The sequence below is a fragment of the Rothia sp. LK2588 genome (assembly GCF_040946465.1).
GTDB lineage: Bacteria > Actinomycetota > Actinomycetes > Actinomycetales > Micrococcaceae > Rothia.
In genome coordinates, this window is record NZ_JAYWLS010000003.1 from 1 (window position 1) to 25,095 (window position 25,095).

Genomic DNA, 25,095 nt, shown 5'->3' on the forward strand with positions numbered 1-25,095 from the left:
ACCAACAACCTAAGATCCCTGGCGGGATCTTATGGCATACGATTGAAGACCCCTACCGGGGTCTTTTTTCGTTTAACCCCTGTTTCATCTTGGGCCCTTTTGCCCCTCGCCTTCTTGAAGGGAGGGGAAGGGAAGCCAACTTCACTGAGAGGCCGTATTACTGTCGAGAGGCCGTCCTACTGACTGCCTTTCGACAGGGAGGTGGCCCTTCGATGGAAAGCGCGAGAATTTACCCTCAGAAGCCCTCTTCTGTAGCAAGTAGTTCTCTTCAGCCAAACCCATCATACGATTAAAGGCTCCGCTCTCCTCAGTGAATCTTTCTGTGAGAAGCCGTCTCGGATCCACTCTGTAGAGACGCTCCTTCCCGAACGCCCGCGTGCGTTCCTGGGGCTGGAAGCTTTGTTAGAGACTGAATTTCCCCCAGTGTCCGGTTTGCTCCCCACTACCACAATCCTCTGTGACTACTCTCCTGGGGTTGCTTTTTAGAGCCAGCGCCAGAGCCAGGGCCGGAGGCCGAGTTTTTATCGAGAGGCCGTGTGCCTCCTTGAGGAGGCTGCTCATCACCGAAAGGCCGTCTCCCTGTCGAAAGGCCGTATGTAGGGCGGCCCCTCGGCGGAAGAGAGAGCCCCGTAGCACCAGAGAAGACCTCCGTGTTTCAAGAGAGAACCCAATAGCACCATAGAAGACCTCCATACCTCATAGGAGATTCCCTCCCCTCAACACCAAAGAAAAAGCCCCGCCCCGCGTCATGTGTATGGGATACACGACGCGGGGCGGGGCTTTCGCTATATCAACCCGCAATTCAACGAAGGCGGCTCATGAACTGGCCACTGGCGAAGAGATGCACAGAGAGCATCCCGGGTTGAGAATCGAACCTACTTGACGGCCTTCTTCTTGGCCTCGTGGTCGATCCAGAACTGACGGGTAGTAACCTCGTCGTTGCCGTCCCACGATTCCAGGTTCTTGATCTCGGGGTGATCCGCAGCGTGGAAGAGGGGCTCGTGGCCCTGCTTGCGCTGCTTCTCGTAGTCCTTCAACACCGCGATGGCCTTCGGAGCCAACAGAGTGATGGCAACCAGGTTCAAGAACGCCATGAACGCCATCAATAGGTCCGAAATGGTCCAGACGAAGTCCAGGGCCACAATAGCGCCGCCAAAGACGCTCACGAGCACCAGGAAGCGGTAAACCTGGAGAACCGCAGTCTTCTCGGTCATGAACAGAATGTTCGACTCACCGTAGTAGTAGTTACCGATCACCGAGGAGTAAGCGAACAAGAAGATCGCCACGGTCAAGAAGTGAACAGCCCACTGGCCGAGCTGTGCCGCCAGCGCGGTCTGAGTCAGTGAAGCACCCTGAATGCTGTCACCGTAGGTCGGGTTCGACAACAGCACGATGAACGCGGTGATGGAGCAAACTACGATGGTGTCGAAGAAAACGCCCAGCGCCTGAATGTAGCCCTGCTTGGCCGGGTGAGACACGGCCGCGGTCGCAGCCGCGTTGGGAGCCGAACCCATACCTGCCTCGTTAGAGAACAAACCGCGCTTCATACCCTGCACGATCACACCGATCACGCCACCGGTGATGAACTCGCGAATACCGAAGGCGCCCTCGAAGATCTGCAGGAACACGGAGGGAATAGCGCCGATGTTCAGCACGACCACCAACAGGCCGAGCAGAATGTAAGCAATTGCCATGATCGGCACAATCACCTGGGTGAAGGCGGAGATCGAACGAACTCCGCCGAAGATGATAGCGGCGGTCATAGCTACCAGAATCAGGCCGATGGCGATCTTCAGACCCATGCCGTCGGCGATGTGCGGCGCGAACGCCGAGAGAGACTGGCTGGTGGCGTCCACAATCGAGTTGGACTGCACCGAGTTGAATGCGAAGCCGTAGGTGAAGCAGATGATGACCGCGAAGATCGTGCCCATCCAGCGGGCGTTGAGTCCGCGGGTCATGTAGTACGCGGGGCCACCCACGTAGGAGTCCTTGCCGTGGTGCTTGTAGAGCTGCGCCAGAGCCGATTCAACGAACGCCGAGGCAGAACCCAGCGAGGCGATCGCCCACATCCAGAAGACCGCGCCGGGGCCACCCAGGGAGATCGCGATGGCAACGCCGGCGATGTTGCCGGTTCCCACGCGGGACGCCGCCGAGATGGTGAAGGCGCGGAAGGATGAGATTTGCTTGGCGCCGGCTGCGTCGGTACCGCTCGGTTCACCGATGATGCGCAGCATCTCGGGCATGGAGCGGAACTGGACACCGCGGGTGCGGATGGTGAGGTACAGGCCCACGAGGATCAGAATCGCGAACATGACGTTCCAGATCGCCCCGCTGAGCGTACCTACCGCTTCGGTAAGAGCTTCCATAGTAACTTTCTCGAGAATTAGGGCGCGTCAAAGGAAGGCGCACCGAGTGTGTTATTCATGGCTAGCTTAGTGGTTAACCGAGAGAATGCCGAAGCGATTAGCCCGGGGCGGGGATAAAGTTTATCTGCTCCACCGGGGAGCGCGATTAGAGATCGGAAGAGTCGTTGCGTAATTGTGCGCAACTGACCTTGTTGAGCAGAATGCTGAGGATCTCCTGCTCCTCCGCGGTGAGGTCGGCCAGGATTTCCCGCTGGGCGTCTTCCTGCTTCTCCACGGCCTTCAGCACGAACCGGCGTCCTTCTTCAGTCAGCGTCAGCACGACCGAGCGGCGGTCCTTGGTGGAGGGACGTCGGGTGACTAGACCGCGCGTCACGAAGGAGGCCGAGAGGGTGGAGACCGAGGCGCGGCTCGCGTGGGTGAGTTCGGCGGCGCGGGCCGGTTCTACCTCACCCATGACCCACAGCACGAACAGCAGGCGGTAACCGGCCCAGGAGATGTCGAGGTCGCGGTGGACCTTAGCCTCAAAGGCGGAGATGAGGTTGGCTGAGGTGCGGTTGAGCTGAACCAACACGGTATTTAACCGCGGATCGATGTGCGGCAGCTCCTCGCGGATCCGCTGTTGAGACAGCATGCCGAAGGTCCGGGCATCAATCATTGATCATCTTCATTTCGTGGGCGCTTGGGGACATACTGATGAGGCGCGTGAGCGCGTCATATCAACAGTATTTTATGGCAAACGCCCTCGTGCGGGCACCCACCTCCGCGGGGAGCCTTAGAGAAGCCTCCGCAGCCATGCGGCGGTGCGTTCGGGGGTGGTGGCGTCCGCGGTGGAGTCGACGGGGGCGTCCTGCACGGTGACGCTGCACCAGAGGCGGGAAATCTCGCGGCAGTGCGGGATCGGGGCCATCGTCCAGGTGGCGTGGTAGCTCAGCTGCGGGCCGAACGCGCGCAACAGCGCACCCATCAGTTGCCGATAGGTGGTGGCGAGATCTTCGCGTTCCTCGTCGGTGGTGGCAACCAGCGTGCGCGCCGGGGCCTTGGGAACGATCATGATCTCGCGGTGGTGGGCGCTGGCGTAGGGAGCAAAAGCTATCCAGTGCGCGTTGTTCAGTAGCATGCGGTCGCCCTCGAGCAGTTCGGCGGTCATGACGTCGGTGAGCAGGTCACCGCTGGCGCGCTGTCGCCAGCGACGACCTTGTTCGGCGACCACGCGCGTGTGGTGCGTGGGGCCCGAGTACCCGGTGAATTCGGCGGTGACGAGCCCGGCGTGGCAGGTTTCGGTGATAACCCACTGCGCGACGTCTTCGCGGGGAACGAGCTCGGTGAGGCGTTCCAGGTAATCGTCGATGAGCACGGTGGCGGTGTCGAGGCTCAGGGGGCGGGGGTTCAGTACGCTGACCAGTGTTCCGGTCAATGGGTCTTGGCGTAGGGCGGTCTCGGGGGAGGTGCCGGAGGTGGGGCGCACTAAGGAGCGGACGTCCACCGTGTGGTTCAGGGTCTGAGTCATGAAGCTACCACTACTTTCTGCACGAGATTCTTGAGCTCATCGAGGGCTTCGGCTGGAAAATCGGCGTCTACCACCACAACGTCTACCTGGGGCCAGCGGGCGAAGGTGGCTAGCGCCCGCACTCCCCACTTCGAGTGGTCGATACCGACAATTACGCGTTCGACGGCTCCGAGCATCGCGGTGAGGGTGTCGGCCTCTTCGACGGAGGGGGTGGTGAGCCCTGTGGCGTCTGCGGCGTGGACGCTGGTGATCAGGCTCGATGCGTTGAGGCAAGCCACAGCGGACGTGGCGACGGGGCCGACGAGGGCGTCATTGGGTGCGCGGCGCCCGCCGGTGAGGTAGATGTCTGTGGCCGACTCGGGGGAGAACTCTTGGGCGACGCGTGCCGAGTTGGTGATGACCGTGAGGTTGCGTTTGGTGTTGAGTTCGCGGGCAACGGCGGCGGAGGTGGTGCCCGCCGAGATCATGAGCGATTCACCGTCGCGGACGAGCCCCGCGATCTCTCGTGCGATGGCGGCTTTGGCCGCGTGGTTGGTGTTCGCTTTGACATCGAAGGCGGGGTTGTTGTTCATCTGCGCGGAGCGGGCTCCCCCGTGGACCTTGACGATGCGCCCGCGCTCGGCGAGTTCGTTGAGGTCGCGCCGGATGGTGATGGGGGAGACCCCGAACATTTCAATGAGGTCTGCGGTGGAGATCGTGCCGTGTTGGTCCACGGTTTCGACGATCTGTTGCTGGCGTTCGTCGGCGAGCATGCCCACCCCTTCATGATTATTTATGATTGGAACTGATTAAAAGAGTACATAAATAATCATGAATTGTCATTAAATAATCATCGGCTTCAGCCGAGGAGCACCTGTACCGCTAAAGTCAGCATGATCATCGCGATGATGCCGTCGAGCACGCGCCAGGCCGCAGGGCGCGCAAAGATCGGGCGCAACAGACGAGAGCCATACCCCAGCGCGGTAAACCAGATGGTGGAGCCGAGAATACAGCCCAGGTAAAACCACCAGCGTCCGGGATTGCCGTGGGTATTGGCCAGCGAACCGAGAAAAACCATCGTGTCGATGTAGGTGTGTGGGTTGAGGTAGGTGATGGCGAAGGTGATTGCCATGGCCTTGCCGAGGGAGCGGGGGCCTTCGTCGTCGAGGTTGATCTTGAGGGACGTCGGGCGCAGTGCACGGCGTAGGGCCAAGAGGCCGTACCAGATCAAGAACGCGCCGCCACCCCAGCGCAGGAGCTCCAGGGCCCAGGAGGCGCTATCGGCGATGGTGCCGACCAGGGTGATCCCGAGACCGATTAAAAGGATGTCGGAGAGGATACAAAAAATGACGATCGGGGTGATAAATCGCCCGATAATCCCTTGTTTGAGGATGAAGGCGTTCTGCGCGCCAATGGCCACGATCAGTGAAAGTCCGGTGCCGGCGCCCATCAGGATCAACAGGAGGGAGTCGAAAGTCATGCCATTCAGGCTAGGGGTTTCGACGAAGTTAAACCATCTAAGTTTTCTAAGTCTGCGTAAGATAATCTTATGAGTCGATTTACCGCCGAGCAACTACGCACCTTCGTCCTGCTGATCGAATACGGCACCTTCGAAGCCGCCGCCGACGTCCTGATGATCAGCCCCTCGGCGGTATCCCAGCGCATCAAGGCGATGGAGCAATCCGCCGGGCGTGTGTTGGTCAAGCGCACCAACCCGGTGGCGCCCACGGAGATCGGGCAGATCGTCTTGCGCATGGCGCGGCAGAGCGAATACCTCAACAGCGAGTTGGAGCAACAGCTGGGCACGGGCGCTGGCGATCGAACCATCGCCATCGCCGTCAACGCCGACTCTTTGGCCACGTGGTTGCTGGACGCGGTGGCCGTGTTGGCTCGCGAAGACCGCATTTTCTGCGACCTGCGCCGCGAGGGTGAGCAATATTCCTCGGCCCTGTTGCGCTCCGGGGAGACGATGGCGGCTATTACCTCCCACCCCGAGTCCATTCCGGGATGTGTGGTGCAGAAGTTAGGGGTGGCTCGTTACTGGGTGGTGGGCTCGCTGGATTTTGCGCGGCGCTGCTTCGAGGATTGGCCGCGCGCGATCTCGCTCGAGGAGCTCAACGCCGCCCCGGTGATCGAGTACGACCGCAAGGACGTCGGTCAAGACCTGGCGCGCTCCCTCCTTTTGGAGCACTTCGGCCTGCGGGACGAGGCGGCCGGGCAGGCGCCGAGTATCTACGTGCCGTCGTCCCCGGATTACGCTCGTGCGGTGGAGGCTGGGATCGGCTGGGGTATTGTGCCGGAGCAACAGTGCGCCGAGGGGTTGGCCTCCGGGGAGTTGGTGAAGCTGGCTGACGAGCCGGTGGAGTTTCCCCTCTACTGGCAGCGGTGGAAGATCTCTTCGGAGGTTCTGGACCGCGTCTCCGACGAGGTTTTTAGAGCAGCGCGGCGCGTTTTGGAGACTTCCTAAGGGCGATTGATAAGCCGTTCACCTGGGGTTTCTCCCATGTAAAAGTTTGTTTTGGAAAATAAATTTGCGCAAAGGCTTGCGCGGTTAAAACTTTACGAGTAAAGTTTCTAACGAAAGCAAACGACCAATCGTTAGGAGAATTACCATGGCAGTTATCACCCCCGGTACCTGGAACCTCGACGGCATGCACTCACACGTCAACTTCTCGGTTCGCCACGCAGGCATCTCGAAGGTTCGCGGCGAGTTCACCGACGTCTCCGGCAAGCTGACCTCCACCGAGGGCGCAGACCCCGTCGTCGAAGCAAGCGTCGAGATCGACTCGATCGACACCGGTGTGGCAGACCGTGACGGTCACCTGAAGTCCGCCGACTTCTTTGACTCCGAAAACTTCGGTCAGATGACCTTCAAGTCCACCTCCTTCAAGGTTGACGGCGAAGACCTGACCATGGAAGGCGAACTGACCATCAAGGGTGAGACCCGCCCCGTCACCTTCACCGGCGAGTTCGGCGGCGAGACTAAAGACCAGTACGGCAACAACCGCCTGGGCGCATCGGTCTCCACCAAGATCTCCCGCAAGGACTTCGGCATCACCTGGAGCGCAACCCTCGAAACCGGCAACGTACTGGTGGGCGACGCCGTCACCATCAACCTGGACGCCGAGTTCGTCGCTGCCTAAAGATGCAGCTCAGGTCGTAAGCCGCATTAGGCTTCTATACCTCTAAAAATGCCGAGAGCCCCCTGAGATATCAGGGGGCTCTCGGCATACGCGTCTCACGGATTAACCGTTGACTAACTGCCACACGAAATACACCACCGCGGCCAGGATGAAACCCAACAACGCCCAGCGTCGCAACCGGGTCTCAAAAATCGCGGCCCGAATATCTTCACGCTGTTCGCGAGACTCGGTGGGGTCAACCGGTGCCAGGTTCTTCGGGTTTGTTACCTCGGGCTTAGACTGCTCCTGCCCGGCCACCTGCCGCGATTCAGCATCGCGCGGCGAGAGCTGCTCACTCATCACTGCCGCCTAACGCCAGCGGGTCATCATGATCATGCCGGCCATCATCAAACCCACACCGGTCACAATGTTCCAGCTACCCAGCTGAGGAACGGGGTATTGATTCTGGGTGATGTAGAAGGTCATGATCCACAGAATGCCCAGCGCCACCAAAGCGAACATGATCACCCGGTACCAAAGCGGGGTGGGGGAGGCGAACTCGTCCTTCGTCATGTCCCGAGCGGCGCGACGAAACTCTGCCTCGTCGCGATCGAGGTCATCATCAACACGAACAGATTTGTTCGACTCAGCCACAATTCCTCCAGGAACCTAACAAGATGGGCGATCAGGTACGGTTTAACTTTGTATAACCTTACTAGGTTCACAGCTCCAACATCTATCAATTCGCACCCCCAGGGGTATCAAAAACAGCATGGGAAAATCACACAAAGCTCCCCCATCCCGAGGCTCCCGGTCCATCGGCCAATGGATCATCCAAATCATCGGTGAACTCCTCATGACCATGGGAGTGATCCTCTTACTCTTTGTCGCCTGGCAACTCTGGTGGACGAACATCTCTGCCAACAAAACCCAAGACCAAGCCGTCAGCTCCCTGGCCCAGGAATTCCACACCACGGCCGACCCCGCGCTCGAACAGAAAAACTGGGACGAGAAGAAACCACCCGTGACCGCGGCACCTGCCCCCGGTGACGCATTTGGCATCGTCTATATACCGCGGCTGGGAGAGGGCTACCAGCGCCCTGCCGTCGAAGGCGTGGGTACCGAGGTGCTCGACACCCTCGGCCTCGGCCACTACGAACACACCGCCATGCCCGGTGAGGTCGGCAACTTCGCGCTCGCCGGCCACCGTCAAACCAACGGGGCGGTGCTCGACCGCATCGACGAGTTGCAAGACGGCGACCACATCTACGTGCAGACCAAAGAGGGGTACTACACCTACACCGTCTCCGAGGCCAAGATCGTGCTCCCCACCGAAGTCAACGTGATCGCCCCCAACCCCCAAGACCCGAAAAAACCCGCCACCGAACGGATGCTCACGTTGACCAGCTGCCACCCGCGCTACGGCGACACCGAACGCTACATCGTGCACGCAACTTTCGATAACTGGCGGCCGCTCCACGCCGGAGCTCCCGACGAGATCAAAAACGTCGTCAAAAGCTAACAACCCGACACGAACCCAACAGAACGAGAGGCAACCCTCATGTACGGATGGATATTCCGGCACCTGCCCGGCCCCCTCTGGGTGCGCATCATCATCGCTATCATCGCGATCGCGCTGGCAGTCTGGTGCCTGATGGAGTTCGTCTTCCCCGCGTTCGTGGAGTACAGCCCCTTCACCCGCGACGTCACCATCACCGAATAACCCGCGTATGGTAGATAAAAACGCAACAGAAGCCCCTATTGCCGCAGAAAGCAGACGCCCATGACGAAGATTCTGGTCATCGACAACTATGACAGCTTTGTGTTCACCCTCGTGGGTTACCTCGAAGAACTCGGAGCAACGATGACGGTGATCCGCAACGACGAGCTCTCCCTGGCCGAGACGATTGCGCTCGCCGAAGAGAGCGACGGCGTGCTGGTGTCGCCCGGCCCCGGTGCGCCCGCCGATGCCGGCGTCATTATCGACGTGATCCGCTGGGCGGCCGAGACCAAGAAACCGCTCTTGGGCGTGTGTCTGGGCCACCAAGCCATCGCAGAAGCCTTCGGCGGCACGGTGGGCCACGCCCCCGAGTTGATGCACGGGAAGACCTCGCGGCTCGTGCACGAGGGCCAGTCGGTCTTCCGCGATGTGCCCTCGCCCTTTACCGCCACCCGCTATCACTCGCTGGCCGTTGCTCCCGAGACCATGCCCGAGCAGCTCGAGGTCACCGCGCGCACCGAGAACGGCATCATCATGGGTCTGCGACACCGCAAAGCACCCATGCACGGCGTACAGTTTCACCCGGAGTCGGTGTTGACCGAATCCGGATACCTCATGCTGGGTAACTGGCTCGAAGATCTGGGGCTGACCGGGGCAACAGAAAAAGCCAAGAAACTCTCCCCACTGATCGACAGCTAACCCCTGAAACACACCAAGGGGCCCGCGCCGAATCATCGGCGCGGGCCCCTTGATGCATCACACGGAATATCTCACCTGCGGCGTTAGTCGTTGTTACCTCGAGAGGCCGAAGGCTTCGGAGAGTCCGGTGCCTTCGACGGCTGTGAGGTAGGACGCTGGCTCCGCTCGGGTGCTTGAGTCGGCTGGCTCTCGGCCGAGGCGCTCGGCTCAGGGTTCTGAGTGGGCTGCTGTTGCGGCTGCTGGGTATTCGGCTGAGGCTGGCTATCCTGCTGGTTCGGAGCCTGCGTCGGCTGCGACTGTCCGGGGTTGCGGTCGTTGTTTGAAGCCGTCGACGCCGCCTGAGCGATCTGGATCGTCACGGTGCTACCCTGCTCGATGTTGGTTCCGGCGGCCGCCGACTGGGTGGCAACCGTGCCCTCAGGCACCGAGTTGGTCTCAACCGTCTCGATATTGGTGCTGAGCATGACCTCCGGGGCCTGCAGAGCCGCGATAGCCTGGTCGCGCGTCATACCGCGCAGATCGGGCACGGTGACCTTGCCGTTCGAGAGCACGATGTCCACGGTCTGACCGGCGTCTGCCGACTGACCCGACTCGGGGTTAGTCTTGACGACCATGCCTGCCGGAATCGTTGCCGAATTCACGGTAGAGGTACGACCCGGCTTGAAACCGGCCTCGGTGAGGGTGGAGCGCACGTAAGACTCCGACTGACCCGCCAGATTATCGGGGATCTTCACCTTCGAGGGACCATCGGAGACGGTCACCGTCACCTCTTGGCCTTCCTCCACCATCGTGCCGGTCACCGGCGAGGTCTTGATGACGTTGTTCTTCTCAACGGTGTCGGAGTACTCGCTATCCCACTTGACCGGGATGTTCAGGTTGCGCAGAGTATTCTCGGCATCCTGACGCGAGGTGCCCTGGAGCTGCGGAATAGCGTGCGTGGGCACCTTATTGAGTTCGTTCTGGTAGTACAACACGGTGCCGATCGAGAACAGCGCCAGAGCGGCGATCACCATGCCGGTGAGCACGCGCGTCCACGCCTGGCGGCGACGTTTCTTCTTCGCTAACGCCTCGTTGCGCTCGTAATCGTAGAGCTCTTCGTCGGTATATTCCGCCTGGGCGTTATCGAAGAATCCGCCCAAACCGGTCTCTTCAACCGGGGCGACGCTCTGCTGCGAACCGGTGTACCCGGCAGCGGCGCCTGCGGCCGCACCGGTGGCGGCTGCACCTGCGAGCACAGAGGTCGGCTGCGTGGCATCGTCGTCGTGGGCGGAAGCAGGAGCTATGCCGCGGCCGGCATTGATCAAAGCTGAGCGGAAAGCATCGGGGGACTGAAAACGATCAGCCCGATTCTTGCTCAGCGCCTTCAACAAGACGGTGTCGACGGCGCGGGGAATCTCTTGGCGCGCAAATGAGCTGGGCGGCTGCGGGGTGTCCGAGAGGTGCATGCCCGCCATCTCCACGTTCGACGACGCGTTGAACGGGGAACGACCAGCGAGCATCTCGTAAATCACGCATGCGGCAGAATATATATCGCTACGGGAATCTACGGTTTCTCCGCGGGCCTGCTCGGGCGAAATATAGCGGGCAGTGCCCATCACGGTGTTCGAACGGGTCACAGACTCGCCAGACTCGCGCACCGCACGGGCGATACCGAAGTCCATCACCTTCACCTGACCGGCCTCACCCTTGGCGGCGTCCTCATCGGTCTGCGGCAGAATCATGACGTTGGCGGGCTTGATGTCGCGGTGAACGATCCCGGCGTCACCGGCGTACTGCAGGGCGGCTAGAATCTGCGAACCGTACGAAATGGCCTCGTCCACCGGTAGCTCACCGCGGTCGGTGAGGATCTCCCGTAGCGACTTGCCGCGCACCAGCTCCATCACCAGGTAGGGCACCTGCACCGCACCCTCGGCGTCCTGTGCCGGGAAAGTGCCGGTATCGTACACGCCCACGATGGACGGGTGGTTCAGCGAGGCGACGGCCTCCGCCTCACGCTGAAAACGACCGCGGAACTCCTCATTCGCCGCCTGGTCGGGGCGCAGAACCTTCAGCGCCACCTGACGGCCCAGGCGGGTATCCTCGGCCGAGTAGACGGTTGCCATCGCGCCGGAACCGATCTCTCGGTCAACCCGGTAGCGGGAATCAATCATTGAGGGAATGGAAGTATCCATAGTCTGTTAACTGTTCGCCTTCTTTGCTACGTAAACATTTACGCTACTACCGATCTCAACCTGAGAGCCAGAATTTGGGTTGGTGCGTAACACAGTGTTTTCAGGGGCGGTCTCAGAGGACTCCTGGTGTACCTTGACGTTCACACCCATATCGGTGATCTTCTTGATAGCCTCGTCGGCTTTCATTCCCTCCATGTTCTTCGGCAAAGTAACCGACTGCGGACCGGTGGAGTAGGCCACGGTCACGGTGCTACCGGGGGTCACAGCACCCGAGGGGGAGATAGACAAAACCGTGTCGGTGGGCTGGTCGGAGGCCACGCCGGTGGTCTTCGTGGAAACCCCCATGGTCACCAGCTCATTGACGACGTCTTCCAGCGGGCGACCCGTGAAGGCGGACTGGTTGATCTCCACGGTCTGCTGCGTGCTGGCGGCAGACGTCGGCGCCTGCGGGGTGGGCTCCACGGTTTGCACAGTGCCCTCCGTAGCTGCGGGAACGTTGTCTTGTGCGGGCCCGGGATCGGCGCTGTTGCGGCCCATCGTAAAGAACCACACGACCGCGCCGATGAGCAAGAGGGCCAGCAAGAGGGAGACCCAGCCCCACGGCGACTTTTTCTTCGGCGGTTCGAACATGGTGGCCGTCGAACCCGAAGCCACCGGAATCTCGGCGGTAGTCGGACGCGGGCGGAACTTCTTGCCCGAACCTCCAAAACGCGGGGCGGGTGCTACCGCGGTGGGTGCAGTGATGACGTCCGTGGGCAAGGTGTTGGCGCCGTTGGGAAGGAAACCCTCTAGCGGCGGCACGGCCTTGATCGCACCGGGGATGTCGCGGCGACGAATCGAGTCGATGGCGCTGGCCAGCGCGGTGGCGTTGGCCGGACGCTGCTCTGGGTCTTTCGAGAGCAGGCACATGATCAACCCGGCGGCGGGCGCGGGCACGTTCTTCGGCAACGGCGGCGGCGGGTCGTTCACCTGCGCCAGCGCGATGGCGATCTGGGATTCGCCGGTGAACGGACGCTTGCCGGCCAGGCACTCGTAGCCGATGATTCCCAGCGAGTACATGTCGGAGGACGGCGTAGCCTGCTGGCCGGTGGCCTGCTCGGGGGCAAGGTACTGGGCGGTACCCATCACCTGGCCGGTGGCAGTCAGCGGTACCTGATCGGCGAGGCGGGCGATGCCGAAGTCGGTGACCTTGACGCGGTCGTCCGGGGTGATGATGAGGTTGCCGGGTTTCACATCGCGGTGGACCAGACCCTGGGCGTGGGCGGCGGCTAGCGCGCGGGCGGTCTGCGCAATGATGTTGAGCAGGCGGTCGGGCTCGATGCGGCGGTCGCGCTCGATGATGGCCGAGAGCGGCTCACCGGGCACGAGCTCCATGACGAGGTAGGCGGAACCCTCTTCTTCGCCGTAGTCGAAGACGTTGGCCACACCGGGGTGGTTGAGCAGTGCCGTGTGACGGGCCTCGGCGCGGAAACGCTCGAGGAACCCGGGGTCACCGGTATATTCCTCTTTCAGAATCTTTACGGCGACGATGCGTCCGAGCACCTTGTCGCGAGCTTTCCAGACCTCACCCATGCCGCCGACGGCGATACGCTCGGTCAGGTCGTAGCGACCGCCGAGGGTTGTATCAGTTGAGGGTCTCACTTGTTCAACACCGCCTCAAAAATTTGCTGAGCCGCGGGAGCTGCGAGTGACGCACCCTCGGCTGTATCTACGCCTTCGTATACGACTGCAAGTGCAATCTGGGGGTCGTCCGCGGGTGCGAAACCCGTGAACCATGCATTATTCAAACCGCTGTTACCGATCTCGGCGGTACCGGTCTTACCCGCAACCTTCACTCCGGGAACGGAGGCGGCTGAGGCAATGCCGTTGTCCACATCGTTGACCATCCAGTCTTTGACCTGATGGGCAACCTCGGGGGAAGTGGACGTCCGTAAGTGCTGTGCCGAGAACTCATACAGCGAGTTCAAACTTTGTGATTTCACCGAACGAATCATGTTCGGCTTCATCTGAACACCGTCGTTGGCAATCGCTGCGGAAGTCATAGCGACCTGCAACGGCGTTGTTCGTACGTCGTACTGACCAATAGCGGCCTGGGCTAACTGGCTCTGCGTCATATTTTGCGGGAATACCGACTCAGATACCGATAGCGGAATACTCAACGAGGAGTCTCCATAGCCAAAATTTTGAGCAGTCTTAGACATCGTATCTTGACCGAGCTCAACACCTATCTGAGCAAAGGGGGTGTTGCACGATTGTGCCAGGGCCCATTCGATCGTTGCCTGGTTACGAGTGGAGCACTGCCCGTTCACGTAGTTCGGCAACATGGTGTTGGTGCCCGGGAGCTTGTACTCCTGGGGGTTGGGAATGACCGAGTCGGCCGTGTACTTGCCCGACTCCAGCGCTGCCACCGCGTCGATGATCTTGAAGGTGGAACCGGGGGAGTAGGTGTTGCCACCGATGGCCCGGTTGAACAGCGGGTTGGCGGGGTCGGAGCTGAGCTTCTGGTACTGCGCCAGCACCGACTCGTTGTTATGCGAAGACAGCGTATTCGGGTCGTAGGAGGGGGAGCTTGCCAGCGCCAAAACCTCGCCGGTCTTGGGGTTGATCGCAGCGATGGCACCCTTATGGCCCTGTAGCAAGCTGTAGGAGAGCTCCTGCAACTGCGCGTTGAGGGTGAGCTCCACGGTTGCCCCCTTGGCTGAGCCCGAGGTGAACATCTGCGCCAGGCGATCGTAGAACTGGCTGTCGGCGGTGCCGGTCAGCTCTTCGTTCATCGCGGATTCCAGGCCCGTGGCCCCGTAAATCGACGAGAAGTAACCCGTGACCGGTGCGTAGGCCTCCGGTGAGGCGTAGGAACGCTGATAGTCGTAACCGTCCTGGGAAGGCACCGAAGAGGCGATGACCTTGCCGTCCACGACGATCGCGCCACGTTGTGAACCGTAGTTTTCGTACATCGTGCGCGAGTTCCACTGGTTGGCGCTGAGTGACTTGGCGCTGAAGAACTGGATGTAGGTCAGCGAAGCCAGGAGCAACACGAAGACAGCCGCCGAGACCAGCCACATGTTACGCAGTGCCTTATTCACGGGAACCTCCTGCCTGGCTGGAGCTGATACGGGAGATGACGCTGGTGGCGCCGTTCGCTTCGTCACCGTCGTAGTCGATGCTGTTGAGGGTGTCGTCGTAATTTTCAATGACGTGCGGGGCGCGTGCAGTGTGCGAAATCGACAGCAGGATGGCCACGATCACCCAGTTCGCCAGCAGGGACGAACCACCGGCCGACATGAAGGGGGTGGTGAGGCCGGTCAGCGGGATGAGGCGGGTGACGCCACCGATCACGACAAAGAGCTGCAACACCAACACCATCGTCAGGCCCCCGGCCAGCAACTTGCCGAAGCTATCGCGGGTACCCAGTGCCGCGCGGAAACCGCGGGAGACCAGCAGGAAGAAGAGCATGAGAATCGCGGTCAGGCCGATGAGACCCAGCTCTTCACCCAGAGAGGTGATGATCATGTCGGAGTTAGAGAACGCCACCAGGTCGGGGCGTCCGGCACCCCAGCCCTTGCCGAACAGGCCGCCGGCAGCCAGGCCGAAGAGACCCTGGATGATCTGACCCGAACCGCCGTAGGGCTGGTTATAGATTTCGGGGTCGAAGGCGTGCACCCACGCGAAGATGCGGTAGTGCACGTGGCTGATGAAGGTGTAAGCCAATAAACCGCCGAGACCCGCGAAGATCAGACCCAGGGCCACCCAGGTGCGGCTCGCGGTGGCCAGGTAGACGACGGCCATGAACAGGCCGAAGAGCAGGATCGCGGTGCCTAGGTCTTTCTGCATGACGAGCACCCCGATGCTCACCAACCACGCTACGAACATGGGGGCCATGTCTTTGAATCGGGGCAGGCGTACCGGGCCGATCTTCTTACCCGCCAGCAGGATCAGGTCGCGATGGGTAGAAAGATAACCGGCGAAGAATATAGCCAGGGTGATCTTTGCGATTTCACCGGGCTGGAAGGTGCGACCGGCGATCGAGATCCAGATGCGGGCGCCGTTGAGCTCGAGACCGATGAACGGCAACAGGGGCAACAGCAGGAGCACGATCGAGACGACGAGCGAAATGTAGGTGATCCTGCGGAGCACGCGGTGGTCCTTGAGGAAGAACACCGTGACCGCCGAGGCCACCATCGCCACGCCAGTCCAGACGATTTGGCTGGCGCCTGCGTTTGCGGGGGTGGTCAGGTCGATGCGGTAAATCATCGCCAATCCCAGACCGTTCAAAGCGGTCACGATCGGAAGAATGAATGGGTCGGCATATTTAGCGCGCAGGTGCAACACGATGTGAATCAACAACGCGCCCACACCCTGCACGGCCCCGGCCAGCAACCAGGTGGTTTCACCCTTGGCGACGGTTTCGGGGTCGGTCAGCCACATGCTCACCGGGCCAACCGTGACGGCAATGATCGTGAAGAACAACTCCAACCCACGGCGCGTTTTTGGCATGGGCAGGGAATCAGCGAGGGACTTAACCATTGTCACCTCCCGGCGATTGCGGGGAAGAACTGGACGACGGGGGCACGGTGGTCACCTTCCCCCGAGCTGGTGGGGTGGTCTTGGACTGCGAGGGTTGACGGGTCTGTTTCTCGATCTTCGCCTGGTTCTCGAGGTCGTTGACGATGCGGCGGGCGTCGTCCAGATCGCGGGCGGTGATCGTGCTGCCGACGATCGATTGCGAATACTCGGGAAGGTCTGAGACGTTCACCGAGCTCTCCTCTACCGTTTCGTAGAGGTGGAAGGGGCCGGCGCTCTGCGGGATGCCGTTGTAGATGGTCACCTTGTTGTTCTGTGTACCCACGTAGTACTGCTTATCTGCCCACGAGAAGAAAGTGGCCGCGCCGGCGCTGAGAAGGCCGAGGATGAGCACGGTGATGAAGATGCGCACCGGCCACGGGCTTCTGGCGGTGGCGGGGTGGTCGTCGTTGAGTAGCGCCTGTAATTCTTCGGGCAGCTCGGCGGTGTTCTCGTAATCGGAGTCGTGCTCGGAGGTGCTGACCAGGGTAGCGCGACGCTGCAGGGTGCGGTCGGTCAGCGCCGGGATCGACCCGGTATTCGTGGCGGTGGCGGCGGAACCCACGAGCAAATGCGGACGCTCGTCGAGTTCGTTGCGCAGCACCTTGGCCGAGGATTCCTCGGGATCTTCGGGACGTTCGTCCAGCCCCGAGGTCTCGGTCATCATGTTGAACACGCCGTCGGAGTATGACTCGCCGCGCCACTTGCCATGACGCATCGCGGTACGGCGCTTGTTGTGGTGGGGCAGGTGGCGGCGCCACGGGGAATGATGCGGGGATTCAGAGGTCTCGTCGGAGATTTCCTCACCCTCGTCGTTATATTCCTTAGGCGTAATAATCGGTTGCGGGGCGGTGATTGCCGCCGAGAGGGAGTCCTCCTCGATGACCGCCACGGTCACCACGGTCACGTTATCAGGGGCACCGCGGTCTAGCGTGAGGTCGACGAGCTGATCGGTGATCTCCTGAAGATCCTGACTCGAGCGCATGATCGTCTCGATCTCGTCGACGTCTACCACGGTGTCCAGACCGTCGGAGCTCAGTACCCAGATCTCACCGATCTCGGCGTCCAGGGTGAGGGTCTGCAACTCGGGGGAGGCGTCCACATCGCCCAGCACGCGCATGATCACGTTCTTGTGGGGGTGTTGTTCGGCCTCCGCCGCGGTGATGCGGCCCTCTTCCAACAGGCGCTGCACGAAGGTGTGGTCGGTGGTGATCTGGCGGAAACCACCTTCCTCGGCGTCGTCCGGGCGCAAGCGGTAGGCGCGGGAGTCGCCGATGTGTGCCAGCTCGATCTGCCGGCCGTCGATCAAGAGCGCGGTGCAGGTGGTGCCCATGCCGGCCAACGCCGGGTTGAGGTCCACCAGCTCGTTCATGATCATGTTCGCCGTGGTGATCTCATCGGCGAGGTATACGCCTGCGGAGTTGTCGTACCCGGAGTGGTCGAGGGCTGCGAGGTCCAAGACCGCGGTTGCCGAGGCGACGTCGCCGCCCACGTGTCCGCCCATGCCGTCGGCCACTACGGCCAGGTAGTGGCCGGCGTAACCGGAGTCGTCGTTCTTCGATCGCACCCTGCCCACGTCGGAGCGGGCTGCAAAACGGAAAGCGATACCCATAGGCTATGCCCTCAACTGCATGGAGGTGTGCCCCACGCGAAAATCGGTGCCGGGTTCGATCGGAGTGGTGCGCGTCAGGCGGGTGCCGCCCACGAACGTACCGTTGGTGGATCCCAGGTCTTCCAAGAACCATCGCGAACCCTGCGGGAACAGGCGCGCGTGATGGCCGGAGGCGTAGTCGTCTTGCAGGGAGACCTCAATATCGTTAGAGCGCCCGATGGTAATCGGCTGATCTCCCAGGCGCATCACGGCCCCGGCCTGCTCGCCGTCGGTGATCACCAGCTGCGTGGGACGAGCCGGGGGAGCCGGCTTACCTGCAGGAGCCCCGGAGCCTGCGCGGGACGCCGCGGCGGGAGCACCTGCCGCGCGGGCGGTGCGAAAGTTTCGCCCGATCGCCAGGTCTCGGCGGGTGGCCGCCACAATGAGGTAGACGAACAGCCACAACAGGGCAAGAAAGGCGAAGCGCAGAATGGTCACGGTGATTTCTGAGGCCATTAGCGGTCACTCCTTGGAACCATGAGTCGGAAGACGATGCGTGCGCGCCCCATGGTCAGCACAGCCCCGTTGCGGATTTCTTGGCGGCCACGCAACCGCTGTCCGTTGAGGTAGCTACCATTGGTCGAACCGAGGTCGACGGCCAGATATACGCCGTCTTGCTCGATGATTTCCAGGTGCAGACGGGAGACACCGGTGTCGTCGACGGTGATGTCTGCGTTGGCGCCTCGTCCGAGAACTACCGGCAACGATTGCACCGAGTAGTTGTGCCCGTTGATCTCGAGGACCACCTGCGGCTGGGGGCGACCCATCACCCGGGTGGGGTTGTGCGCCTCTGCTGCCTGCGATCCGGGCTGGCCGGCGTAGGAAGTGGGGCGAGGAACGCGCGGGGCACGTCGTGCCGGCTTGGTGATGCGGTTGGGGAGCTCATCCCGTTGCTGCGGGGCATCGTCGAAAGCGGTCTGCTCGACCCGCCGCGGTGCCGGGTCTGAGGTGGGGATTGTGGACGCCGGGCGCGACCCGTGCGTCGGCTGAGCAACCGATTGCTGGGTGCGGTTTCGGTCGGCCGGGGAGGCAACTTTCTCCTGCACCGAGTGCATCTCGAAGTCGCCGGGGGTGACGTCGTCGTTGACCGAGAAGGTCACGCGCACCGAGCCGCGCAACGAGTAACCCTGGGCGCGCGCGTGGCGGATGGCCACGTCGCAGAGTTCCTCGGCCAGCGGCGCACCCCAGTCTTGTACGCGCGGAAAGTCGGCGTCTGCGAAGCTGAGGGTAAAGACGTTAGGAGCCAGCGTGCGTCCGGACGCGATGGCGTAGGACTTGTTGTCCATTTCGGTACGGATGCGGTTGGCGAGATCCACGGGTTCGAATCCGCTACCGCCCTTGCTAAAGGTGCCGCGCACGGCCTTTTCCAGGCTCTGTTCGATTCTGGTAATGAACCCCATGTGGCCTCCTTCAGCGGTCAGGGCACGCGCTCCGAAGAGATTAGCGTAACCGGCTCTCGTGTGGAAAAGCTGGGTGCAACGTTGCGATCGGCTGGGCGTGCCGACGGTTGCGCCGGGGTATTTTCAGCCGGGTACGTTGGTGCCCACTTTGTCCCTAGTCTAGTGGAAAAGCTAGATCATACGGTAAAAGGCGGGGGGCGGGGCTACGGGTAACGGCGGATGTTACCGGCCCGCTGAGGTGCGGGGGCGATGGGCCGGTGGTCAACCCGGTGGATGAAAAGTGAGCAAGTGCATAATGAAACCTCGGTGATCGATTAGACACCCGGCCTGTGGAGGCGTATAGTTTTCTTTCGTTGCTTATCGAGTCATTCGATAATCGGCCACTTGCGCAAGTGGCGGAATTGGCAGACGCGCTGGCTTCAGGTGCCAGTGATCGCAAGATCGTGGGGGTTCAAGTCCCCCCTTGCGCACCAGACAAAACCCGGAGAGAACGATCGTTCTCCCCGGGTTTTTTATGCCCGCATCTGTGCGGGTTAGCAAACGGCTCGGCAGATGAAGAGAGAATCCTTCTCTGCCGAGCCGTTCGTTGCGTGAGCGCGAGATTTTTTTCCTGCGCGGTTACCAGATGCCGTTCTGCGAGGCGGTGCCGCCGCCGAAGCCGATGCGCAGGTCTGCTTCGTTGTCGCCCAGGCCCGCTCCGGGGAGGGTGCCGGAGAAGTTCCAGTTGATATCTGCGTCCACGGAACCGACGGGAGCTCCCGAGACGTTGTTGTCGGTCACCGTCTCGGTGTCCCACGAGGTATTCACCGAGGTGAGGCTGCGACCGGTCGAGGTGGTGGAGAGTACGTTGTTGTTGCGCACCTGGATGTCTAGTTGCAGAGGATAGAGGTCCGAGAAGTTGATATTGCAACCGGAGAGATTTTTGACGTTCACGTAGACGTCGGTCGCGCAGCTATCCAGTGCGGCTACCGATTGGTAGAAATTGATCTGTAATTTAGCCGGTTCACCGTTGCAGTAATAGTTGGCGCGCGCATATTCGGTGGTGGCGGCGAAAGCCTGGTCGATGCGTGCCCGGTCGAGGCAGGTTGAGGCTGCGTAGGCCGGGGCGGTGGCGGTGGCCAGGACGACGGGGGTGGCCCAGGCTGCACCTTTAGTGAGGTTGCGCCGAGAAATGGTGGGGCTGGGTTCTGGGGGGGGCATGGGTCCAGTCCTCTAGTGATATGGGGCGGGGTGATTGAATGAAGCAATGGGCGGTATCGAGTAAGAGTGTCCATTGTTGGGGTCAAAAATTTATCAAAAGATGAACGTTGCGAGTCGTTAATAACCGACGTTCTGGGCAATGATCGAGGCGGGTTGAGTTCTCGCCGAGGTGAGTCAATGGTCGAGGAACGAATCCGGTGGGGGAGGGCGCATACCCCCTCGAGAGAGCAATGTTGTTTTAACCGCTATTTGTTAACAACCCGTTGGATATGTCGTTAAATTAATTCGTAAATGGTCTTGCTAGATGCTCGGTTCGGCGGGTGCTATCCTTTTAACCGACGTGACGTCACGGTTCATCTTTTCGATAAATATCCGGTGATTTTCATAGAGTGAAAACATAATTCTGATACTTAATACCGAATTAGTAAATGCGCCGACTCCCCCAACCGTAAAGGCTTATTATGACCATCTCTCGCAGAAACCTAGCCAAGGGTGCCGCCTGGGCGGCCCCCGTGGTGATCGCTACCGGCACCGTACCCGCCTATGCCGCCTCCACCTGCACCGCCGCAGCTCGTAGCGCCATCGACGCGGCCTTTGAGCAGGTACGGACCAAGGCTTTTACCGCCTACTGGGCCGAGGTGGGTTCAGGCTTCATCGACGGGAGCGCGCACAACGCTTATTTCAATATCAACAACAACACCCAGTACGACCTGCAGTTCACAAGCACTCAAGCATTGAAGATCACGTTCTTCGCCGTGGCCGCTAATGGCTCTACCACGTTGCCCAATGGTCCGTCTTCGGTATCTGCTGCACGCGGCACGATTTCCCCCATTACCACCAGCACCTATAACGGCAAACAGGCCCGTAGCTGGACATGGAATACTACCGGGTTCGTCCTTCCGCGGAACAAAGCGGGTAATGACAGCGAGTTTGATATGGGAATCGCGACCGGCATTAACGGAACTACTGGCGGCCTGAATGTCTGCGCCCGCCTGGACCAGGCCCCCGTGATTACCCCGTCCTTCGCCAGTATCAAGGCCTCCAATAGCGCGGTCACGGATATGTGCCTGGACTACTACAACGCAAAGGTGGCCACCGCACAACCGGCCATCATTCCCTTTGCCGGCCCGCTGCTCTCGGGTGCGGGCGCTACGTGGAACCGTGACGGCAGCATCAACACCCTCTGTGGTGGTAGCACCGCCTGGACGGTCGGTTCGACCATCTGCTCGGCGACCACCGGTAACTACAACGCCGTTCCGTATCCTCCCGGATGTGGCACCGGCCAGGGTTACAACGGTATTTTCTAAAAATTCATCGCTACGGCAAGGGGCTCCTCAGAATTCTGAGGGGCTCCTTGTTATCTGGTGACCTTTATAATTCGAAGAACGGGTTTAATCCGCGGTTTTCATATTTAATTCGTAAATGCTGCAGACTTGCTGTGATGAAATGCCCACGCTGTAAGAAAACCAAGGGGTGTGTTTTTAAGCGGTGGGAGTGAGGTAATCCTCCTGGTACTGGCGGATGACCTCATCGAAATTCTGATCTTGAGTGAACCCCAGAGCGAGGGTTGATTCGACGTTAAAAGCGCCCGGCCAGGAACACACGATCTCCATGATGGGTTGGGAGAGTTCATCGCGAACCAACGAGCGGGTGTCGGGGCCGGCAACCCTTTCCAGCGCTGCCAACATTTCCCCGACGGTGACCGTGATGCCTGGCAGGTTGAGGCCCCGCCAGTTATCGAGGTGCTCACTACTCAGTTCGAGGGCATGAACCAGGTTGGTTACCACGGTGCGCGGTGAAGAGAGCCACATGGGGGTGGCGTGGGGAACGGGGCAGACGGACTCTACACCGTTGAGGGGCTCTCGAATGATGCCCGAGGCGAAGGACGACGCCGCCGAGTTGGGCGCGCCCGGCCGCACTGAGATCGTAGGGAGCCGACAGATGCGTCCATCGATGAACCCCTTGCGGGAGTATTCGTTGACGAGAATCTCGCCGATGGCCTTGGTGGCGCCGTAGGTGGAATCGGGCTGCGTGGCGAAGTCGGGGGCGACCAACTCGGGCATCTTCCCGCCGAAGACCGCCAGGGAGCTGGTGAAGATGAACCGCGGGGCGCGGCGCAGGCCGCGGGCCGCTTCGAGGAGGTTGCGTGTGCCGTCGATGTTGACCGACATGGCCAGGTCGAAATTCTCCGCCGAGCCGCCGGAGAGCACTGCGGCCAGGTGGTAGATCGCAACCGTTTCTTCGTCCACGATGGCGGCGGTGAAGGCCGGGTCGGAGAGGTCGCCGACCATCGAGGTTACCCGGGGGTCCTCGATGGGGGATTCCACGAGGTCTACCGCTGTAATCGAGTCGAAGGTCAGCGGGGCAACCCCGTGATCGGCGCGGTGTAGCAGCTTGTAGATGAGTTGGGTGCCGAGAAATCCTGCCCCGCCGGTAACGATGATTTTCATGAATCCTCCTCGTGGGTGATGTTGACCGCCTCGACGGTCTGCCGCATGTGGGAACGCATGGCTCCTCGGGCCTTTTCTGGTGAACCTTCGTTGAGGGCTGCAAAGATCTCGGTGTGCCAGTGCTCGGCGTCGGCGCGCACCTGGGCCGAGGACGAGGTAGTGCGGCGAACGGTCTTCAGCACGGCTTCCAGGGGTTCATAAGTGGCCGTGAGGTAATCATTTCCGGCGGCCGCGATGATCAGGCGATGAAATGCGAGATCCGCCTCGACGGAGGCCTCGACGTCGTCGGCCAGGTTCGCCTCACGCATGGCGCTCAGGGCTTGTTGTAAGTCGTGTAGTTGGTCTGCGGTAATGCGAGTAGCTGCCAGTTCGCACGCCCCCACCTCGACGATGTGGCGGGCTTCCATCAGCTGATTGACCCATGCGGTGGAATCTCCGGTGAGCTGCCCTCGGATCTCGGCTAATTGAGGGTCGATGACCGACCACTTCTGCGGGTCTGCCACCCGGTTTCTCTTCCCGTGGCGCACCTCCAATACGCCTCGGGCGGCGAGGTCTTTGACCGATTCGCGAAGGGTGAGCCGGGAGACCTCGAGCTCTTCTGCGAGTTCTCCCTCAGCAGGCATGAGCTGTCCGATGCTGTAGTAACCTGCGGCGATACGCTCGAGCACTATGCCGCTGACTTTGTCGGCGAGTTTCATGGTTCCTTATCTCGGGTGAAGAGTTGGACGGTCCCCATTGACTTGAGGTCATGCTAACCCCTAGATTATCAGATATCTGATAAGTTATGTGAGCTGGATATCTACCGCACACTCATCCACCATGTGAATCAATGAGGATTTCATGACACCCACAACACTGGTACTCCTGGGTATAGCTGCAGTGGCAGTCATCCTGGCCCTGATCATCAAAGCCAAAGCACACCCCTTCTTGGCCCTACTCGTGGTCTCCGTGGCGCTGGCCCTCGTCGCTGGCATCCCTCTCGCCGAAGTCGTTCCCACCCTCACCGCGGGCATGGGCAAGACCCTGGGATCCGTAGCGATCATCGTGACCTTGGGCGCGATGATGGGGCGCATCATCGAGGTCTCCGGTGGCGCGGACGCGCTCGCCAAGACCATGCTTGATAAATTCGGCCCCCGCAAGGCCCCCTGGGCGCTCGGCCTGGCGTCCTTCATCTTCGGCATCCCGGTCTTCGTGGACGTCGCCCTGATCGTGCTGATCCCCATCGTGCTCTCCGTGGGGCGTCGCCTGCAGGGTAATATGCTCACCTACGCGTTGCCCACCGTCATGGCACTGCTGACCATGCACGTCGTCATGCCCCCGCACCCCGGAATCGTCGGTGGTGCCGAACTGATGGGAGCCAACGTCGGCATGGTACTGATGCTGGCTATCATTCCCGCCATCGTCATGTGGCTCGTCGCCCAGGTCACTATCCCGTTCTTCACCCGACGCGTGTTCTCACCCGTGCCGATGATCGACCCGCTGGCGCAGGCAGAGATGAAGGCAACCGGCGTGCAGGAAGACAGCGAAGACCCCGAAACCCAGTCTTTCCCCGCCATCAAAAACCCTCCCAAGACCAGCACCGTCATCACCCTGATCGTGATCCCGCTCCTTCTCATCATGTCTTCTACGGTCTCGGCAATGACCCTGCCCGAAGGTAACGCCGCCCGCACGTTCCTGGGCTTCATCGGAGCGTCCCCCATGGCGCTGCTGATCGGCGTGATCATCTCGATGGTCGTCTTGGGATACCGCCGCGGTTGGGGCTTGGCGCAGACCGAGGACGTCATCAACTCTTCCCTGCCGCCGGTCGCCGCCGTCATCCTCATCACCGGTGCCGGAGGAACCTTCGGTCACGTGCTGGCCACCACCGGCATCGCCGACGCCGTGGCAGATATGCTGGCTGCCTCCGGCCTGCATATTCTCTTCCTCGGTTGGCTCATGGCGGCCCTCATCCGCGCCGCCCAGGGTTCAGCTACCGTGGCCACCCTCACCACCGCGCCCCTGATCGCCCCGCTGGCGGCCAGCCTCGAACTGCCCGCCCTGCAGATCGCCCTCGTCACCGTGGCGATCGGTATCGGCTCGATGGCGCTGTCGCACGTCAACGACTCCCTCTTCTGGGTGTGGTCGCGCTACAACAAGATCGACGTCTCTACTGGTTTGAAGACGTACACGATCATCACCACCTACACCTCCATCGTCGGTTTCTTGGTGGCGCTGGTGCTCTGGCCGGTAGCCGGAATGCTCTCCTAGACAACCGCACGTAACCCCCGACC

At 61.0% G+C, this 25,095-nt stretch carries 24 protein-coding genes and 1 tRNA gene; 8 read left to right on the forward strand and 17 right to left on the reverse strand.

Annotated elements, in window-relative coordinates; all coding sequences use genetic code 11:
• Nucleotides 1-875 precede the first annotated feature (875 nt).
• From VVR12_RS07100 to VVR12_RS07120, 5 genes are all read right to left on the reverse strand, one after another.
• Nucleotides 876-2,366: an alanine/glycine:cation symporter family protein gene (locus tag VVR12_RS07100; protein WP_368550494.1), complete on the reverse strand. Its 1,491-nt coding sequence runs from the start codon at nucleotides 2,364-2,366 to the stop codon at nucleotides 876-878.
• Nucleotides 2,367-2,511: 145 nt separating this feature from the next.
• Entirely contained in the window at nucleotides 2,512-3,021 is a 510-nt protein-coding gene (locus VVR12_RS07105) for a MarR family winged helix-turn-helix transcriptional regulator (RefSeq protein ID WP_368550495.1), read from the reverse strand.
• Between the two features lie 117 nt (nucleotides 3,022-3,138).
• The gene (locus VVR12_RS07110) at nucleotides 3,139-3,873 is read right to left on the reverse strand and encodes a hypothetical protein (protein ID WP_368550496.1); all 735 of its coding nucleotides are present in this window, start codon (nucleotides 3,871-3,873) and stop codon (nucleotides 3,139-3,141) included.
• Nucleotides 3,870-4,625, reverse strand: coding sequence for a DeoR/GlpR family DNA-binding transcription regulator (locus VVR12_RS07115; RefSeq protein WP_368550497.1), 756 nt, complete (start codon nucleotides 4,623-4,625; stop codon nucleotides 3,870-3,872). The genes VVR12_RS07110 and VVR12_RS07115 overlap by 4 nt, the downstream gene beginning before the upstream one ends.
• 86 nt (nucleotides 4,626-4,711) lie before the next feature.
• Nucleotides 4,712-5,332: a LysE/ArgO family amino acid transporter gene (locus VVR12_RS07120; RefSeq protein WP_368550498.1), complete on the reverse strand. Its 621-nt coding sequence runs from the start codon at nucleotides 5,330-5,332 to the stop codon at nucleotides 4,712-4,714.
• 69 nt (nucleotides 5,333-5,401) lie between these two features.
• On the opposite strand from VVR12_RS07120, the gene VVR12_RS07125 reads away from it, so the two are divergent.
• Together VVR12_RS07125 and VVR12_RS07130 are read left to right on the forward strand one after the other, a co-directional pair.
• Nucleotides 5,402-6,319 carry an ArgP/LysG family DNA-binding transcriptional regulator gene (locus VVR12_RS07125; protein ID WP_368550499.1) on the forward strand — a complete coding sequence of 306 codons (918 nt, stop codon included), beginning with the start codon at nucleotides 5,402-5,404 and terminating at the stop codon, nucleotides 6,317-6,319.
• Nucleotides 6,320-6,464: 145 nt separating this feature from the next.
• Nucleotides 6,465-6,995: a YceI family protein gene (locus VVR12_RS07130; protein ID WP_368550500.1), complete on the forward strand. Its 531-nt coding sequence runs from the start codon at nucleotides 6,465-6,467 to the stop codon at nucleotides 6,993-6,995.
• A gap of 102 nt (nucleotides 6,996-7,097) precedes the next feature.
• Here the strand turns inward: VVR12_RS07130 and VVR12_RS07135 are convergent, their stop codons facing one another.
• Together VVR12_RS07135 and VVR12_RS07140 are read right to left on the reverse strand one after the other, a co-directional pair.
• Nucleotides 7,098-7,334 (reverse strand): hypothetical protein, encoded by a 237-nt coding sequence (locus VVR12_RS07135; protein ID WP_368550501.1) that lies wholly within the window; start codon nucleotides 7,332-7,334, stop codon nucleotides 7,098-7,100.
• A gap of 9 nt (nucleotides 7,335-7,343) precedes the next feature.
• A complete protein-coding gene (locus VVR12_RS07140; RefSeq protein ID WP_368550502.1) occupies nucleotides 7,344-7,628 on the reverse strand; it encodes a cell division protein CrgA in 285 nt (94 codons plus the stop codon).
• Between the two features lie 118 nt (nucleotides 7,629-7,746).
• Between VVR12_RS07140 and VVR12_RS07145 the strand changes: the two genes are divergently transcribed.
• The 3 genes from VVR12_RS07145 to VVR12_RS07155 are packed head-to-tail and all read left to right on the forward strand — an operon-like array spanning nucleotide 7,747 to nucleotide 9,393.
• Nucleotides 7,747-8,496 carry a class E sortase gene (locus VVR12_RS07145; RefSeq protein WP_368550504.1) on the forward strand — a complete coding sequence of 250 codons (750 nt, stop codon included), beginning with the start codon at nucleotides 7,747-7,749 and terminating at the stop codon, nucleotides 8,494-8,496.
• A gap of 39 nt (nucleotides 8,497-8,535) precedes the next feature.
• Complete coding sequence (locus VVR12_RS07150; protein WP_368550505.1) at nucleotides 8,536-8,697, forward strand: hypothetical protein; 162 nt, start codon at nucleotides 8,536-8,538, stop codon at nucleotides 8,695-8,697.
• Nucleotides 8,698-8,757: 60 nt separating this feature from the next.
• Complete coding sequence (locus tag VVR12_RS07155) at nucleotides 8,758-9,393, forward strand: aminodeoxychorismate/anthranilate synthase component II (protein WP_368550506.1); 636 nt, start codon at nucleotides 8,758-8,760, stop codon at nucleotides 9,391-9,393.
• 83 nt (nucleotides 9,394-9,476) lie between these two features.
• On the opposite strand, the gene pknB is transcribed toward VVR12_RS07155, so the two are convergent.
• From pknB to VVR12_RS07190, 7 genes are read right to left on the reverse strand one after another with little or no spacing between them, the layout of a single operon-like run.
• Entirely contained in the window at nucleotides 9,477-11,564 is a 2,088-nt protein-coding gene (gene pknB, locus VVR12_RS07160) for a Stk1 family PASTA domain-containing Ser/Thr kinase (RefSeq protein ID WP_368550507.1), read from the reverse strand.
• A gap of 6 nt (nucleotides 11,565-11,570) precedes the next feature.
• Nucleotides 11,571-13,205, reverse strand: a complete 1,635-nt coding sequence (locus VVR12_RS07165; protein WP_368550508.1) for a protein kinase domain-containing protein — start codon at nucleotides 13,203-13,205, stop codon at nucleotides 11,571-11,573.
• Nucleotides 13,202-14,647: a peptidoglycan D,D-transpeptidase FtsI family protein gene (locus VVR12_RS07170; RefSeq protein WP_368550509.1), complete on the reverse strand. Its 1,446-nt coding sequence runs from the start codon at nucleotides 14,645-14,647 to the stop codon at nucleotides 13,202-13,204. Before VVR12_RS07170 ends, VVR12_RS07165 begins: the two co-directional genes overlap by 4 nt.
• A complete protein-coding gene (locus VVR12_RS07175; RefSeq protein WP_368550510.1) occupies nucleotides 14,640-16,088 on the reverse strand; it encodes an FtsW/RodA/SpoVE family cell cycle protein in 1,449 nt (482 codons plus the stop codon). The genes VVR12_RS07170 and VVR12_RS07175 overlap by 8 nt, the downstream gene beginning before the upstream one ends.
• Complete coding sequence (locus VVR12_RS07180; protein ID WP_368550511.1) at nucleotides 16,081-17,736, reverse strand: PP2C family serine/threonine-protein phosphatase; 1,656 nt, start codon at nucleotides 17,734-17,736, stop codon at nucleotides 16,081-16,083. The genes VVR12_RS07175 and VVR12_RS07180 overlap by 8 nt, the downstream gene beginning before the upstream one ends.
• Nucleotides 17,737-17,739: 3 nt before the next feature.
• Nucleotides 17,740-18,231 (reverse strand): FHA domain-containing protein, encoded by a 492-nt coding sequence (locus VVR12_RS07185; protein ID WP_368550512.1) that lies wholly within the window; start codon nucleotides 18,229-18,231, stop codon nucleotides 17,740-17,742.
• The gene (locus VVR12_RS07190; protein WP_368550513.1) at nucleotides 18,231-19,175 is read right to left on the reverse strand and encodes an FhaA domain-containing protein; all 945 of its coding nucleotides are present in this window, start codon (nucleotides 19,173-19,175) and stop codon (nucleotides 18,231-18,233) included. The genes VVR12_RS07185 and VVR12_RS07190 overlap by 1 nt, the downstream gene beginning before the upstream one ends.
• A gap of 386 nt (nucleotides 19,176-19,561) precedes the next feature.
• Here VVR12_RS07190 and VVR12_RS07195 point away from each other — a divergent pair.
• Nucleotides 19,562-19,648: transfer RNA gene (locus tag VVR12_RS07195), tRNA-Leu, on the forward strand.
• 145 nt (nucleotides 19,649-19,793) lie between these two features.
• On the opposite strand, the gene VVR12_RS07200 is transcribed toward VVR12_RS07195, so the two are convergent.
• A complete protein-coding gene (locus VVR12_RS07200) occupies nucleotides 19,794-20,375 on the reverse strand; it encodes a hypothetical protein (protein ID WP_368550514.1) in 582 nt (193 codons plus the stop codon).
• A 461-nt stretch (nucleotides 20,376-20,836) separates the two neighbouring features.
• Between VVR12_RS07200 and VVR12_RS07205 the strand changes: the two genes are divergently transcribed.
• Nucleotides 20,837-21,682 carry a hypothetical protein gene (locus VVR12_RS07205; RefSeq protein WP_368550515.1) on the forward strand — a complete coding sequence of 282 codons (846 nt, stop codon included), beginning with the start codon at nucleotides 20,837-20,839 and terminating at the stop codon, nucleotides 21,680-21,682.
• A gap of 174 nt (nucleotides 21,683-21,856) precedes the next feature.
• Here the strand turns inward: VVR12_RS07205 and denD are convergent, their stop codons facing one another.
• Together denD and VVR12_RS07215 are read right to left on the reverse strand one after the other, a co-directional pair.
• On the reverse strand, nucleotides 21,857-22,825 hold the full coding sequence (gene denD / locus VVR12_RS07210) for a D-erythronate dehydrogenase (protein ID WP_368550516.1): 969 nt from the start codon (nucleotides 22,823-22,825) through the stop codon (nucleotides 21,857-21,859).
• Nucleotides 22,822-23,523 (reverse strand): FadR/GntR family transcriptional regulator, encoded by a 702-nt coding sequence (locus VVR12_RS07215; RefSeq protein ID WP_368550517.1) that lies wholly within the window; start codon nucleotides 23,521-23,523, stop codon nucleotides 22,822-22,824. The genes denD and VVR12_RS07215 overlap by 4 nt, the downstream gene beginning before the upstream one ends.
• Nucleotides 23,524-23,665: 142 nt before the next feature.
• On the opposite strand from VVR12_RS07215, the gene VVR12_RS07220 reads away from it, so the two are divergent.
• Nucleotides 23,666-25,072 carry a GntP family permease gene (locus VVR12_RS07220; RefSeq protein ID WP_368550518.1) on the forward strand — a complete coding sequence of 469 codons (1,407 nt, stop codon included), beginning with the start codon at nucleotides 23,666-23,668 and terminating at the stop codon, nucleotides 25,070-25,072.
• The last annotated feature ends 23 nt before the right edge of the window (nucleotides 25,073-25,095 follow it).